General features: G+C 68.4%; 10 protein-coding genes and 1 pseudogene. 6 read left to right on the forward strand and 5 right to left on the reverse strand.

Going from position 1 to position 13,949, the window contains the following annotated elements; genetic code table 11:
* Positions 1-51: 51 nt before the first annotated feature.
* From FHP25_RS01260 to FHP25_RS01280, 5 genes are all read left to right on the forward strand, one after another.
* The gene (locus FHP25_RS01260; RefSeq protein WP_147845057.1) at positions 52-819 is read left to right on the forward strand and encodes a YkgJ family cysteine cluster protein; all 768 of its coding nucleotides are present in this window, start codon (positions 52-54) and stop codon (positions 817-819) included.
* Positions 816-3,161, forward strand: a complete 2,346-nt coding sequence (locus FHP25_RS01265; RefSeq protein WP_178133199.1) for a YkgJ family cysteine cluster protein — start codon at positions 816-818, stop codon at positions 3,159-3,161. Before FHP25_RS01260 ends, FHP25_RS01265 begins: the two co-directional genes overlap by 4 nt.
* Positions 3,162-3,628: 467 nt before the next feature.
* Entirely contained in the window at positions 3,629-4,843 is a 1,215-nt protein-coding gene (locus FHP25_RS01270; protein ID WP_147845059.1) for an acetylornithine transaminase, read from the forward strand.
* 66 nt (positions 4,844-4,909) lie between these two features.
* Positions 4,910-5,671: a YkgJ family cysteine cluster protein gene (locus FHP25_RS01275; protein WP_147845060.1), complete on the forward strand. Its 762-nt coding sequence runs from the start codon at positions 4,910-4,912 to the stop codon at positions 5,669-5,671.
* Between the two features lie 205 nt (positions 5,672-5,876).
* Positions 5,877-6,494, forward strand: coding sequence for an alpha/beta fold hydrolase (locus FHP25_RS01280; RefSeq protein ID WP_147845061.1), 618 nt, complete (start codon positions 5,877-5,879; stop codon positions 6,492-6,494).
* 594 nt (positions 6,495-7,088) lie between these two features.
* Here the strand turns inward: FHP25_RS01280 and recA are convergent.
* The 4 genes from recA to FHP25_RS01300 form a co-directional block, all read right to left on the reverse strand.
* Complete coding sequence (recA, locus tag FHP25_RS01285) at positions 7,089-8,162, reverse strand: recombinase RecA (protein ID WP_147845062.1); 1,074 nt, start codon at positions 8,160-8,162, stop codon at positions 7,089-7,091.
* A 312-nt stretch (positions 8,163-8,474) separates the two neighbouring features.
* Positions 8,475-9,155, reverse strand: a complete 681-nt coding sequence (locus FHP25_RS01290) for a cupin domain-containing protein (protein WP_147845063.1) — start codon at positions 9,153-9,155, stop codon at positions 8,475-8,477.
* Positions 9,142-10,182 carry an alcohol dehydrogenase gene (locus FHP25_RS01295; RefSeq protein WP_147845064.1) on the reverse strand — a complete coding sequence of 347 codons (1,041 nt, stop codon included), beginning with the start codon at positions 10,180-10,182 and terminating at the stop codon, positions 9,142-9,144. The genes FHP25_RS01290 and FHP25_RS01295 overlap by 14 nt, the downstream gene beginning before the upstream one ends.
* A gap of 16 nt (positions 10,183-10,198) precedes the next feature.
* Positions 10,199-11,317, reverse strand: a complete 1,119-nt coding sequence (locus tag FHP25_RS01300; RefSeq protein WP_147845165.1) for a flavin monoamine oxidase family protein — start codon at positions 11,315-11,317, stop codon at positions 10,199-10,201.
* Between the two features lie 437 nt (positions 11,318-11,754).
* Between FHP25_RS01300 and FHP25_RS01305 the strand changes: the two are divergent.
* Positions 11,755-11,940: pseudogene (locus FHP25_RS01305) on the forward strand (ISAzo13-like element transposase-related protein); the annotation flags it as partial.
* Between the two features lie 316 nt (positions 11,941-12,256).
* Here FHP25_RS01305 and ggt read toward each other — a convergent pair.
* On the reverse strand, positions 12,257-13,918 hold the full coding sequence (ggt, locus tag FHP25_RS01310) for a gamma-glutamyltransferase (RefSeq protein WP_147845066.1): 1,662 nt from the start codon (positions 13,916-13,918) through the stop codon (positions 12,257-12,259).
* Positions 13,919-13,949: the final 31 nt, after the last annotated feature.

Below are 13,949 nucleotides of genomic sequence, written 5' to 3' on the forward strand. Positions count from 1 at the left end.
TGACGTCGGCGTTGCGTTGCGCCAGGGTAGAGAGCAAGGGAGACGCCCGACATGAGCGCACAACCATCGCCGCCAGGGGACGATGCACCCGGCATCATGGTCAGCGTCCCGGCCGAGCCGGTGCCGGCCCGCGCCGTCCTGCCGGCCCTGTACGAGCTCGTCGAGGCCCATACGCGCAACGCGCTCGCCACCGTGGCGGCCGAAGGCCGGACCATCTCGTGCAAGGCCGGCTGCGGCGCCTGCTGCCGGTATTTCGTTCCGGTCTCCGGCGTCGAGGCATATGCCCTGGCCGACCTGGTCGAGCGCATGCCCGAGCCGCGCCGCACGACGATCAAGAAGCGCTTCGCCGACGCCGAGGCCCGCCTGGCCGAGTGGCGGCCGTTCGACGAGCAGATCCGCGGCGAGCCGCTGCCCGACGACGAGCACAAGCGCATGGTGACGGAGTATTTCCACCTCGGCATCCCCTGCCCGTTCCTCGAGGCGGAAAGCTGCTCCATCCACCCCGACCGCCCGCTGGTGTGCCGCGAATACTTCGTGACGTCGCCGGCCGAGCATTGCGCCAGCCATGATGCCCGCCACCAGGTCAAGGGCGTGCGGCGCAAGTTCGTCGCCCATGCCCTGTGGTACCTGACCTCGGAGGAGCCGACGCCGAAGGCGACCGTGATGCCGCTGACCCTGGCCCTGCACTGGGTCAAGCACCGGGCCGGCGAGGAGCAGCGGCGCAAGGGCCTCGAATGGCTGCGCCGCTTCTCCCTGATCCTGGAGAACCTGGCGCGGAACCACCGGCTCAATGCAACACCGCCCGGAGACCGTGCATGACATCGTCCGGCATGGCCCCACCTGACGCGCCGCAGGTCGCCAGCGCCAATCTGCGCCTGCGCGTGGGCAACCTGACGGTCCAGGGGCGCATCACGGTGGCCACCGGACCGGTCAAGCCACAGGCCGTGCTGCCGGCGCTGCAGAACCTGGTGAACGCCGTGGTCACGGCCTCGGAGCAGGAGCTGGCCGATACCGGCTACAGCGTCTCCTGCAAGGCAGGGTGCGGCGCCTGCTGCCGCCAGCCGGTGCCGATCTCGGTCCCCGAGGCCTACTTCATCCGCGACCTGGTCGAGGCCATGCCCGAGCCGCGGCGCGCTGCGGTCAAGGCACGCTTCGGCGCCGCCCGCGAGCGCCTGCAGGCCGCCGGCCTGCACGACGCGGCCATGCATCTGGGCCAGATGTCGGTGCCCGACCTGCAGCGCCTGGACGCCGCCTATTTCGACCTCGGCCTGGCCTGCCCCTTCCTCGAGGACGAGAGCTGCTCCATCCACGCCGACCGGCCGCTGATATGCCGCGAGTACCTGGTGACCTCGCCGGCCGAGCGCTGCGCGCGGCCGCATGCCGGCGGCATCGAGCGGGTGGCGATCCCCAAGCTGTCGCTGCTGCTGCACCCGATCGGCGCCACCGCCAAGGGCGATTCGACCATGGCCCTGTCGGTGGCCCTGGACTGGGCCGATGCCCATCCCGACACCCTGCCCCTGCACAAGGGCACCGACTGGGTGCAGTACTTCCTCAGCCGGCTCGGCGAATTGCCGGCCAGCAGCGAGCCGCCACCACCGCCCGTCAGGCCGACCGCCGACAGCGACGTCGTCGCGGGCGTGCGCCTGCCGGCCGGTGACGTCGCCGCATCGGCGATGCTGCCGGTCATCCAGGCGCTGGCCGATGAAGGCGTGCGGGCGGCGGTCGCCGAGGTCGAGGCCATCGGCGATCGCGTCTCGTGCCGCGCCGGCTGCAACGCCTGCTGCCATCATCTCGTGACGGTGAGCGTGGCGGAGGCGCATCGGCTGGCCGATGTCGTCGCCCGGCTGCCCGAGCCACGCCAGGCGGCCGCGCGCCGGCGCTTCGCCGCGGCCGGGCAGGTCATATCCGGCTGGGACCGCGTCGGCGAGCTCGACCATCTGCTGGCCACCGCCGAGAGCAAGCCCGACCTGGAGCCGGCGTTCATGGCGCTGGGCCTGGCCTGCCCGCTGCTGGAGGAGGATGGCCGCTGCGCCATCTACGAGGAGCGGCCGCTGGTGTGCCGCGAGTACCTGGTGACGTCCGATCCCAGGCATTGCGCCTTCAAGGACGACGACGACGCGCGCCATCTGCGGCGGCTGCCCGTGGCCATGGTCGCGACCGCGGCGGCGCAGCTCGAGCTGGCCGACGACGCGCCGCGGCACTACGACCGGATCGACATCTTCCGTGCGCTGGCCTGGGTCGCGGGCCATCCCGACGCGTCGCCCCGCCTGCCGGCGCGGCGCTGGCTCGAGCGCTTCGCCCTGCGCCTGGGCGAGTCGCAGGCGGCGGCCGCGGTGACGGGGCGACGCATTCCCGAGGTGCCCGCCCTGGTCCCCTTCGGCGGCCGCGGCCCCAAGCCGGCGGAAGACGACACCGGTCCCGGGTTCGACATCCCCATGCCGCCGGGCGCGGTGTCGGCCGAGGCGATGCTGCCCAGCTTCCGCGCCTACACCAATGCCCTGGTCGCCAACGCGGTCGAGCAGGTCGTCGCCGCCGGCAAATCGGTCTCGTGCCGCGCCGGCTGCGGCGCCTGCTGCAGCCAGAGCGTGCCGATCTCGACCGTCGAGGCGCGGCGCCTGGCGGCCCTGGTCGAGGCCATACCCGAGCCGCGGCGCAGCGAGATCCGCGGCCGCTTCGCCGAGACCGAGCGGCGCATCGCCGAATCCGACCTCGCCGCCGACTACGACCGCTGGGTCACGCATTCCAGCGCGCGCGACCGCCACATCCCGCACGACTACTTCAAGCTCGGCATACCCTGCCCCTTCCTCGAGGCGGGAAGCTGCTCGATCTACGAGGAGCGGCCGCTGGTCTGCCGCGAGTACCTGGTGACCACGCCGGCCGAGAACTGCTCGCGCTACGGCGACCCGACGACCAGCATCGAGCTGGTGCCCAGCGCCTTCACGCATCTGGCGCTGCGGCATCTGGAGACGCCGTCGGGCGCGCGCACCGCCGAGACCGTGCCGCTGTCGCGCGCCCTGAGCTGGGCCGCGGCGCATCCCGCGACGGACGCGCCGCTGCATCCGGCGCGGGTCTGGATGAACCGCTTCCTGCACCGGCTGGAGAACGTGAAGAACTACGGCTACGCCGTGCGCTCCCTGTCGGAGGATGGTGGGAAGAGCTGATCCGGCGCGGGCAGCGCCGATCACGGCACATCCCTTCTCCCCGCGCAGGCGCCGGGCCGTCCGGGGAAGAGCGAGATTCAGCGGCAGAGCCTTCATGGTGAGCTTGTCGAACCATGAAGGCTCTCGCACAGCCATCAGTGCGTAGCGCTTCATGGTTCGACAAGCTCACCATGAAGCGCCATTGCCGCGAAGATGCCCGACTTTATCGAGAAGGAAACGTATTGACATCGCCGCTGTGCTTCGCGAAGAGTGCGGCCGCGATGATCAGGACCATCACGATCCGACGCCGACGCAGCATGCAACCTCTCCCGGGGCTGCGTGAGCGCGCGTCGTTGCATCGAGATCCCTAGCCGAGCAACATCGTCGCCACCGCGAAAAGGCCACGGGCACCCCCCGTGGCCTTTTCGTTTTTGGCCCTGCCCATCGCTTCCGCCACCGCCACCGACACCCGCCTGAAAGGACATGCCATGAGCATTGTCGCGCACGATCCGACGCAGAGCTTGATGGACATCACCGCCCGCCCTGACGCCGTGTTCGTGCGCGGTGACGGCAGCTGGCTCACCGATCACCGCGGGCGTCGGCATCTCGACTTCGTGCAGGGCTGGGCGGTCAACACGCTGGGCCACTGCCCGCCGCAGATCGCGCACACGCTTGCCGAGCAGGCCGCCAAGCTGATCACCCCCAGCCCCGCCTTCTACAACGAGCCGTCGCTGCAGCTGGCCGGACTGCTGACGCGCCACAGCTGCTTCGACCGCGTGTTCTTCTGCAACAGCGGCGGCGAGGCCAACGAGGGCGCCATCAAGCTGGCGCGCAAATGGGGCGCGCTGCGCAAGGACGGCGCCTACGGCATCATCACCTTCGGCGACGGCTTCCACGGCCGCACGCTGGCCACCATGTCGGCCTCGGGCAAGGCCGGCTGGGACGCGCTGTTCGAGCCCAAGGTGCCGGGCTTCGCCAAGGCGCGGCTCAACGACATCGCCTCGGTCGAGGCGCTGATCGACGGCAACACCGTGGCGGTGATGCTGGAGCCGGTGCAGGGCGAGGCCGGCGTCGTGCCGGCCACCCCCGGCTTCCTGCGCGAGCTGCGGACGCTCACGCGCAAGCGCGGCCTGCTGCTGATCTTCGACGAGATCCAGACCGGCATGGGCCGCAGCGGTGCGCTGTTCGCCTACCAGCATTTCGGCGTCGAGCCCGACATCATGACCCTGGGCAAGGGCATCGGCGGCGGCGTGCCGCTGGCGGCACTGCTGGCCAAGGAGACCGTCTCGTGCTTCGCGCATGGCGACCAGGGCGGCACGTTCAACGGCAACCCGCTGATGGCCGCGGTCGGGGTCACGGTGATGCAGACGCTGCTGGCGCCCGGCTTCCTCGACCAGGTGCGCGCCACCGGCAAGCACCTGTCGCGGCGGCTGGCGGCGCTGGCCGCCGAGACCGGCATGCACGGCGAGCGCGGGCTGGGCCTGCTGCGCGCCCTGATGCTGCGCAGCAGCGACGCGCCGGCCATTGTCGAGGCGGCCCGGCAGCTGCAGCCGGTGGGCCTGCTGCTCAATGCGCCGCGGCCGCACCTGCTGCGCTTCATGCCGGCGCTCACCGTCACCACGGCCGAGATCGACCGCATGGTCGAGCTGCTGCGCGAGGCGCTGGCCGTCGTGGCGGCGGCGGCACCATCGCGCGCGGCTTGACCGCCGGCACCGAAGCGCGTTGCCTTGAGGCCGCATCGCGGCCTGGGGCCGCGCGGGGAGCCAGCCATGTCGAAAGATCGTCCCGACGCCGCAGCACCGGCATCGCCGCAGGCGCTCCTGCCGGCGCTGCGGGCGCTGGTCGCCGAGGTCGTCGGCGCAGCCGTGGCCGAGGCCGAGGCCCAGGGCCGGCAGGTCTCCTGCGCCGCCGGCTGCGGTGCCTGCTGCCGACAGCTCGTGCCGATCGCGGATGTCGAAGCACAGGCCATCGCCGATCTGGTCGAGCGCCTGCCGCCAGCCCGGCGCGCCGAGATCGAGGCCCGCTTCGCCGAGGCCGAGCGCCGGATCGCAGCCTGGCAGCCGCTCGACAGCCTGCTCGATGCCGATGTCGACGCGCCCGCCGAGGAGCAGCTGCGCGTGGCCGCCGGGTATTTCCGGCTCGGCGTCGCCTGCCCGTTCCTGGAGGACGAAAGCTGCTCCATCTACCCCGAGCGGCCGCTGCTGTGCCGCGAGTACCTCGTCACGTCGCCCGCCGCCCATTGCGCGCGGCAATACGAGCTGCGCACGGACTCCGTGCGGCTGACCCGGCCCTCGTGGTCGCTGGCGCGCCTGGCCTCGGATGAGACGCCGCCGCAGCCGACCTATGTGCCCCTGTCGCTGGCGCTCTACTGGCAGCGCGAGCGCGCCCGGCCGGTCGCGCCGCAGCCGCTGGCCGTCTGGGTGGCCCGCTTCGAGGCCGCCAGCCGCCTGGTGGCCGAAAAGCTGGCGCAGGCCGAGCCCGACGCCGTGGTGGTGACGATGCACCGCACGACCGATGGAGGGGCGCCGTGACGGCAGCGGCCAAGCAGGTGCTGTGGAGCGGACACATCCTTTCCTCCCCCACCGCAGGTGGGGGAGGTGGCCGAAGGCCGGAGGGGGAGCTGACGTGGTCTCAGTTACATGGACCACGTCGGCTCCCCTCCGCCCCTTCGGGGCACCTCCCCAGCAAAGCTGGGGAGGAAAAGATGTGTCGGGAGATGAGCGCTGGAGTCGCGGCATGACCATGCGCCTGCTCTTCCTGCCCGGCGTCAGCGGCCAGGGCAGCTTCTGGGAACCGGTCGCGGCGCGGCTGCCGGCCGGCTGGGATTGCACGCTGATCGACTGGCCCGGCATGGGGCCGGTACCGCCGGCGCCCGATATGCGATCGTTCGACGATCTCGTGGCCGCGATCGCCGGCCGGCTCGATACGCCGGCCGTGCTGGTCGCCCAGTCGATGGGCGGCGTCGTGGCGATGCGCGCCGCGCTGCAGCGGCCCGACCGCGTGCCGGCGCTGGTGCTGACGGCGACCTCGGGCGGCATCGACCTGACATCGTTCGGTGCCGCTGACTGGCGGCCCGACTATCGCGTCACCTACCCGCAGGCGCCTTCCTGGGTCTACGCGCCGGGCCCGGACCTGTCGCCGGCCCTGGCCACGCTCGACATCCCCACCCTGCTGGTCTGGGCGACGCGCGATGCCATCAGTCCGCTGGCCGTCGGCCGCCACCTGGCAAGGCTGCTGCCGCGCGCCAGCCTGCTGGAGATCGACAGCGACGACCATTGGGTGGCGCGGGCCCATGCCGAGACGGTCGCGGCGGCGATCATGCGGCATGTGGCTGATAGCGTTCTGGAAAAGTAAAGTAGAATCAATAACTTGCAGATTTCGCCCTGTTTCGGGGCGTGACGCAAACGTCGCAAAATACGGAAACTGCCCACGCCGACCCCGATGGGCCTTGCCCATGGAAATGACCAGGAACCGGGATCGGTCATGGCGCGCCTCGCCTTGGAGCGCAGTCCTCGAAAGATCGCCCTGTCATCCCGAGCGCCCCTTCGACAGGCTCAGGAGAGGGATCTCCCGCGAATGACGCACCGTGCGTCCTGCCGCAGGAGATCCCTCGCTACGCTCGGGATGACAGGTGATAGAAAAGATAACGGTGCCGGCCGAAGACGGCAGCGTGCTCCGTGTCGTGGAGCCGACGAAGCGCCCGTATGCCCCGGCGGCGGGTACGCGAACCTGATGCGTTATATTCTATTCTTTGATCAGGAACAAGACTTTTCATCCAGCGAGAACAACGACACGGGCGGCGCCGTGGGGTGCGCCGCCCGTGCGTGTCCGGAACCGACATCGTGGGGTCAGGATCGTCCCGGACCTGGCTGCCGGGCGAGATGCGCCGGCGGCCAGCCCCTCCCTGAGGCATGGCCGCCGGCAAGGGCCCCTCGCCCCTGAAGCGTGCTATTCGTCCTCGTCCCCCTCGCCGCCGGACGCATCCATCAGCGCGTTCGACAGGATGCCGGCATTGGTGCGGACGGCGGTCTCGATGGCCTGCGCCATCTCGGGATGATCGCGCAGGAACTGCTTGGCGTTCTCGCGGCCCTGGCCGATGCGCTGGCCGTCATAGGAGAACCACGAGCCCGACTTCTCGACGAGGCCGGCCTTCTGTCCCAGGTCGATCAGCTCGCCGACCTTGGAGATGCCTTCGCCGTACATGATGTCGAACTCGACCACCTTGAACGGCGGCGCCACCTTGTTCTTCACCACCTTCACGCGGGTCTGGTTGCCCACCACCTCCTCGCGATCCTTGATGGCGCCGATGCGGCGGATGTCGAGCCGCACCGAGGCGTAGAACTTCAGCGCATTGCCGCCGGTCGTGGTCTCGGGATTGCCGAACATCACGCCGATCTTCATGCGGATCTGGTTGATGAAGATCACCAGCGTGTTGGAGCGCGAGATCGAGGCCGTGAGCTTGCGCAGCGCCTGGCTCATCAGCCGCGCCTGCAGGCCGGGCAGCGAGTCGCCCATCTCGCCCTCGAGCTCGGCCTTGGGCACCAGGGCCGCCACCGAGTCGATCACCATCACGTCGATGGCGCCCGAGCGCACCAGCGTGTCGGCGATCTCCAGCGCCTGCTCGCCGGCATCGGGCTGCGAGATCAGCAGGTTGTCGACGTCGACACCCAGCTTCTTGGCGTAGCCCGGGTCCATCGCGTGCTCGGCGTCGATGAAGGCGCAGGTGCCGCCCTTCTTCTGCGCCTCGGCCACGCAATGCAGGGCCAGGGTCGTCTTGCCCGAGCTTTCCGGGCCGTAGATCTCGACGATGCGGCCCTTGGGCAGGCCGCCGATGCCGAGCGCGATGTCGAGCCCCAGCGAGCCGGTCGAGATGGCCTCGATCTCCAGAGCCTCGCGCTGCCCCAGCTTCATGATCGAGCCCTTGCCGAAGGCGCGCTCGATCTGGGCCAGCGCCGCGTCCAGCGCCTTGTTCTTGTTGTCCATGCCGTCCTTCTCAACCACCTTGAGCTGCGCCAGCGACATGCCGACCTCCTTGGTTTATCTCCGGCCCGGCGGGCCCTTGCAATGCTGATAAGTCCGTGAGGCAGCGCCAACGTACACTTTTTGTTCCACCCGGCAACGAGGAAATTAACCTCCTGATTTAATTTTAAAACTTGACACATGTTCTGGTATTGTTCGGATTTGACAGGTGCCATAGGACGCTTTCGGCCCTATCCCAGGTTTGAGGAGGCTCATGGCAGCCGCTCTTTTCCTGGGCTGCTCACGACGTTACATTTCTCGACAGGAGAGCTGCAGACATGGCGGATGCTTCTCCCGATCTCGGCGGGTCCTGACTTATCCGGGCAGTTGGCAGACATCGGCATGCAGCAGAGGGGCGTCCTTGATCCAGATGCGCGCGCCCTGCGAGCCGATATTCGCCGTTAGAGGGGTGTTGGCAGGCAGGCGGCCCCAGCTCTGCGGTTCGAGGGTTTCATGGCCAATGGTGATGCCGCCGAAGAGAACGAGAAATTCCAGCCCGCGCGGGTTGTCGACCGTGACGGTCGCACCGGCACCCCAATCCTCCAGGCGAACCGTTTCGTCGCCGTCGTCGAACAACACGGTCGCGCTGGCCGCGCCGGGTCGCGGACCGGCCTTTTCCCCTTCGCCGGGCTGGCGGACGATCTGCGCCTGATCGCCGGCGCGGAACTGCCAGAGGCGCACGAAGATGGTGCAGCCGTCCTTGGAGGCCGGAATATGCGACGTGCCTGGCGGGTTGCGGAAATAGCTGCCCGCAGGATAGGCGCCATGCTCGTCCTCGAAGACGCCATCGAGAACAACGATCTCTTCGCCGCCGCCATGGGTATGGCGCGGGAAGGCGCTGCCGGGGGCATAGCGCACGATCGATGTGGCGCGCGCGACCTCGCTGCCAATGCGGAACAGCATGCGCCGATCCACACCCGCGGCCGGACTCGCGATCCAGTCCAGCTTTGCGGCGTGGACGATGGCCGGCTGCGTCAGATCGTCATTGATGCGCATGGCGGCTTTTCTCCATGGTCAACACTATCCGGAATTGGACGTCGCCGGACTTCATTCTCTCGTAGGCTTCGGGGGCGTTCTCCAGCGGCATGGTCTCGATCATCGGACGCACGCCGGCGAGCACGCTGAAGTCCAGCGTCTTCTCGTTTTCGTATGGCGAGCCGGTGATCGAACCCACAACGCCGCGCTCGCCACCAACGAGCAAGCCTCCCGAGACGGCAAGCGGGTCCTTGCCGGCGCCGAGCAGAACCAACCGGCCGCCGGGCGCAAGACCGCTCAGGAGCGGCGAAGCGGCCGAAGCGCTTGCGATTGTGACGATGATGGCCTTGGCGCCCTCCAGCTCGTTGAGCCTTTCGGCGGCAGCCTCGCGATTGGTGTCAATATAGACGTGCGCGCCCAGCTTCAGGGCGAGCTCCGCAATGTCCTCGCCGCGTCCGACAGCTACGACCTTGAAACCCATCCTGCGGGCATACTGAACGGCCATATGGCCGAGACCGCCGATGCCGAACACGGCGACCAGGTCGCCGGCCTCGGCACCGCATTTCTTGAGCGCGTTGAACGTCGCTATGCCGGCGCACAGAATGGGAGCCGCCTCTTCCGAGTTCAGCTCGTCAGGGATCGAAACGAGCCCGGTGCCGCGCGCCAGCATCATTTCGGCGTAGCCGCCGTCGCAGGACGCGCCGACAAAAGGCTGGTTCCTGCACAGCTCGAAGCGGCCCTGGCGGCATTGGACGCATTCGTTGCAATGGCCGCCAAGCCGACCGACGCCGACGCGCTGCCCCACTTTCCAGATTGAGGGAACGGCATCGCCGAGCATGACGATGCGACCGACGACCTCGTGGCCAGGCACGCGGGGCGGCTGCAAGGATGGGTCGGCTCCCTCGATGTCACCGGCATCAGCGCCGCAGATCCCGCACGCCTCGACCGCGATCAGAACCTCGCCCCGGCCCGGTTCGCGAACGTCACGCTCGACCAGATCGAGAATGCCCGGTGTTGTCACCTGCATGGCTCGGTAGGTCCGTTTCATCGGTCGTCTCTCCCTGTCATGTCGCCATGCTTGCTCTGGTTTCGTTCAGGTGCCCGATCAGCTCACCGGCCGCGCGGTGTGCCGCCTCGACAGCGCCAGCGAGATAGCCCGGCTCCGACGTGCTGGTTTCGCTGCCTGCGAGCAGAATGTGATTGCGCCATTCCCCGTCGATCCAGGGTCGCAGGTCGGGGGCCGGATGTCCGCTCGCGATCAGATCGGCGGCTGTTGCCGTCAGGGGATCGGCAGCCCAGTCCTTGAACAGGGTCGCGGCCGGCCGGGCTGCCTCCGGCCCAAACAATGCAGCAAGCTGTCGAACGGACGCGGCGATGATCTTGTCCCGCCCTGCCGCTTTGCGTTGCTCGGCCGAAACGCCGACGAAGCCGAACAAGGCGGGTGTGCCGGAAGCAGTTGTTGCGTCATGGATTTCGACGAGCGGGCTGACCATGCTCTGCGCTGCGCCGGACAAGCCCGCTTCTCTCCAGAAGGGGCGCTCGTACAGCGCAAAGACCTTGGCGTGCGGCGCCATCCATGTGGGGGTGTTGCGCCACCGCTGCACGGTTCGCATGCCCAGCGCCGGCGTGAAAGCAATGGTCGCCTCGAGCAATCGTGGCGGCAGCGCGAGGATGACATGTGAGGCGCGAAGAGTTTGCGTCCGTCCATCCCCCCGAGCGAAGCACAGTTCCACTTCACTGCCAGCCAGCACAACCTGCGTCACCCGCGTGTTGAGGTGAATGCAGCTCTGCGGCAGACTGGAAGCGAGCGCGGCAATGAGGGTGCCGGTCCCGCCGACAATGCGCATCGATGGCGGTTCCTGGCGCATGCCGGGATAGCGCCGCGGAGCTTCGTGCGCTGTTCGCTGAAATACGATGTCGCCGTCGCTGGCTTGGGGAAAGATCGGAATCCCGAGCTCTGCCACAAGTTCCGCCAGCTCGGGCTGCGCGGCGGGCCAGAACCATGACGGCCCGAGGTCGAATCCGTCGGCGGACGGCCCGTCCGTGGCATTGACGGAGAGAATACGGCCTCCGAGCCGGTCTCGTGCCTCCAGAAGCTGGAAACCGATCCGGGCGCGATCAAGCAGGCGAGCCGCGGCCAGTCCGGCAAGGCCGCCTCCAACGATCAGAACAGAGGAACGCATCCTATTTTCTCCAGAAAGCAAGGAAAGGCCGACACAGCGGCCTTCCCCGATCCATCGGGGCGCCGGCAGCGCGCCGATCGCATCGAACACGCGAGCCGTGCGGCCTGGAGCGTGATTTGCAGGTAGGCCATGGCTGTTTGTCCTCTTCGGTGGGGCCGCAAAGGTGGGTGTCACGGATGCGGAAGAAAAACTTTGCCAGCGTATCGCGAGCCCGGATCTGGTGTTGATCGCGCTGGCTTGGGCCCATCGGATGGCCAGCTTCAATGCGATCATGAAGCCCGCCGGCGCGGCTGACAAACGGGATGTTCTTGGGCGATGAGATAGAAAATCTTCGCCGCATGCGGCTTCATGCGCGTTGGGAAGAAGGCATCTCAACATTCGCTCAAGAATTTTCCCCCGCTCGGCAGAGAAATCCAATCAGCAAACACGAGAAAAACGTCGAGCTGATCGCGGCCACCACGACCGGGGCGGGCTTGACGGTGCGTGCCAACTCGATCCCGACACCTATCCGGTCGGCATCAAAGCCTCGGACGCCGACCGGCAAGCGATCAATCTCAAAACGCCATGACTTTCATGGCGACTGGAATTACATCATCGAACCGAACCAACCAGTTTCGATGTAGTTATTCGTGGATGACGCCTAAGTGGATCGCCGTGACAACCAGGAAATCGTCGGCCCGGTTGGGTGACCCCGCCCCGGCAGCGGTTGAACTCTTACGGGGAAGGCGGCGTACTCCCTTGGTTGCCACCCCTCCCCTCGCACTGTCGGCTGCGGGGCAGGAACATTGGTTCATCCCACCGTGTCCCGGCAAATTCTGCCAAGTCTCGGCCGCCGGTCCAGGAAACACCCTGCCAGTCCAAGGAAATACTGACACATCTACAGGCGGACCGCCGACGGTGACGCCGCTGGCGCGACGCCACCGTCCGACGGCGGCGTGCTCAGAAGCCCATGGCGGCGCCGTCGCCGCGCGGGTCGGCGCCGCCTTCGAACAGGCCGGTCGCATGGTCGATGCGGATGGCCTGGGCGTGGCCCAGCGTCCCGTCCCAGCGGCCGACCATCTTCACCGGCTGTCCGCGCAAGCGCAGCTCGCGCGCGGTCTCGTCGGAGATCCGCGACTCCAGCCACAGATCGCGCGACGCCATGCCCCAGGTGCGCCCCATCAGCCAGCGCGGCGCCTCGATCGCCTGCTGCACGTCGTAGCCGAAATCGACCAGGCGGGTCAGCATGGCGGCCTGCGTCTGCGGCTGGCCTTCGCCCCCCATCGTGCCGTAGGCAAGAACCGGCTTGCCGTCCTTGAGCATCATGGCGGGGATGATGGTGTGGAAGGTGCGCTTGCCGGGCTCGAGCCGGTTCGGGTGCGTCTCGTCGAGCGAGAAGAAGGAGCCGCGGTTCTGCATGATGACGCCGGTGTCGCCGCCGACAACCGCCGCGCCGAAGTCGTGATAGATCGACTGGATGATGGAAACGACCAGCCCGTCGGCGTCGCTGGCGCAGAAATAGACCGTGTCCCCATCGGGGCCGCGGCGATCGAGCCTGGCGCCGTAGCGCAGGCCGGGCTCGATCTGGTCAGCCGCCAGCGCCTGCCCGGCATCGATCAGCCTGCGGCGGCGCGCCGCGTAGTCCTTGGACAACAGCGTCTTGAGCGGAATGTCGACGAAGTCGGGGTCCGTCAGCCACTCGTCGCGATCCGCGAAGGCAACCTTCACGGCCTCCACCATGTGGTGGTAGTAGTCCGCCGTGCCGTCACCCCAGCCGGCAACGTCGAAGCCTTCGAGCAGGTTCAGGATCTGCAGGGCCGCGAAGCCTTGCGTGCTCGGCGGCATCTGCACCACCTCGTGGCCGCGATAGGTGGTCGCGATCGGCGACACCCACCGCGCCTGATAGCGGGCGAAGTCGTCCGGCCTCAGCGGCGAGCCCACGGGACCAAGCGCATCGCAGATGCGCCGGGCGATCGGACCTTCATAGAACGCGGCCCGCGCGCCGGATGCCGCCAGCTGCTCGAACGTATCGGCGAGCCCGGCCTGCATCAGACGGGCGCCTTCCCGCTGCGGCCTGCCGCCTGGCAGATAGATGCGGGCCATGTCCGGGAATTGCCGAAGGATCGTCGCGTCCGCGGCCAGCCAGTCGGCCAGCGAGCGGCTCACGGCCATGCCGTCGCGGGCGTACATGATGGCGTCCGCAAACAGGCTCGCCCAGGGCAGCCGTCCATGACGCTCATGGGCGAGGCGCCAGCCATCGACGGCGCCGGGGGTCGTCAGGGCCGCAAGCGGGCCGCGCGCCGGAATCTGATCCGTGCAGCCACGCTCGCGGTAGTAGTCGCGCGTCGCCGCCAGTGCCGCGGGTCCGCTGGCCTCCAGGGCCTGGACACCGCCGGTCTTCGGCCCGGCAATGAGCCAGAAGCCGTCACCGCCCAGACCCGCCATGTGCGGATACACCACGCACAGTGTCGCGTTCGCGGCGATCGCGGCATCGACCGCGCTGCCGCCGCGTCGCAGCGCATCGAGGCCGGAGGCCGAGGCAAGATAATGCGGCGTGCACACCATGCCGCGGGGAGCAAGAACCGGAGGACGACCGGTCCGCGGACCGTTGGAATGACTCATCACTGACCTTCTTTCGTTGGTTGAGATGCCG

Source organism: Vineibacter terrae, assembly GCF_008039615.1.
Classification (GTDB): Bacteria; Pseudomonadota; Alphaproteobacteria; order Reyranellales; family Reyranellaceae; genus Vineibacter; species Vineibacter terrae.